This window comes from Amycolatopsis sp. NPDC003676 (assembly GCF_053587275.1).
Map to the genome: position 1 here is coordinate 1 of NZ_JBSFNS010000318.1, position 1,306 is coordinate 1,306.

The window sequence follows — 1,306 nt, forward strand, 5'->3', positions numbered from 1 at the left end:
GCGACCGTTTCGCAGCCCGCCGACGCCTACGCCAAGTACGGCATGTACTGGCTCAAGAAGGCCATGGCGGGCCTGGTTCCGACATGGGCTAATACTTACCCCCCGGCGAAAAACCGGTCGCAACCGGCCCCACCACCGGGCCGCGTGACGAACACGCCGCGGTGTCCGCCACACCGATCCGGCCCGGATGCACGCACACTGGATCGGTGACCACCACGCAGGCCGAGCAACACCCCATCGTCGAGGCATCGCCGGGCCGCGCCGCCGCCGTTCCGCATCGTGGGCACGGCAGGCTGGCCGAGGTACCGCACATCACCGGGCTCGTTCTCGGTGTCTTCGCGGTGCTGCTGTTCCTGTGGAGCCTCTCGCCCGCGCTGCGCTACCTGACGCAGGTGCCGCGGCACTATGTGGACGTCTACTACTTCGATGCCCCCGACACCAGCCTCGTGTGGGCGGTGGTCGTCGGCCTGCTGGCCGGGGCGATCGCCAGCCGAAAACGCGTCGCGTGGTGGCTGCTGGTGGTGTACCTGCTGCTCTACGCGATCTCCAACATCCTGGACTTCGTCGCCGACGACGACATCGACGCGCTGGTGGCGTTCGTCGTGCACATCGTCGTCATCGGGATCCTGATCGCGGCGCGCAACGAGTTCTACACCCGGGTCCGGCCGGGCGCGCTGTGGAAGGCGCTCGGCGTGCTGGTGGCCGGGCTGGCGCTGGGCTGCCTGATCGGCTGGGGTCTGGTCGAACTCGCGCCGGGCACGCTGCCGCCCGGCCCGCAGCGGCCGTTGTGGGCGGTCTACCGGGTGACGGCGGCGGTGCTGGTGAACAACGAGCACTTCGACGGGCACCCGCGGCCGTGGGTCAACTTCCTGCTCGGCCTGTTCGGCGCGATCGCCCTGCTCGCCGCGGTGGTGGTGCTGCTGCGCTCGCGCCGGGCCGACAACGCGATGACCGCGCTGGACGAGTCGGCGCTGCGCGGGCTGCTCGCGGCGAGCGATGTCGAGGACTCGCTGGGCTACTTCGCCACCCGCCGCGACAAGGCGGTGGTGTTCGCGCCGAACGGCAAGGCGGCCATCACCTATCGCGTCGAGCTCGGGGTGAGCCTGGCCAGCGGCGATCCGATCGGGCCCAAACAGGCCTGGCCGCAGGCCATCCGGGCCTGGCTGGAGGAGGCCGACCGATTCGGCTGGGCGCCCGCGGTGATGGGCGCGAGCGAGCTCGGCGCCACCGCCTACCGCAACGCCGGGCTCGCGGCCCTGCGGCTCGGTGACGAGGCGATCCTCGACACCCGCACCTACTCCCTGGC

1 protein-coding gene is annotated in these 1,306 nt (G+C 71.1%); it reads left to right on the forward strand.

The annotated features are described in order from the left end of the window. Nucleotides 1-206: 206 nt before the first annotated feature. On the forward strand, nucleotides 207-1,306 hold a 1,100-nt coding region (locus ACWDNU_RS46040), incomplete at its 3' end, for a phosphatidylglycerol lysyltransferase domain-containing protein (RefSeq protein WP_449673474.1).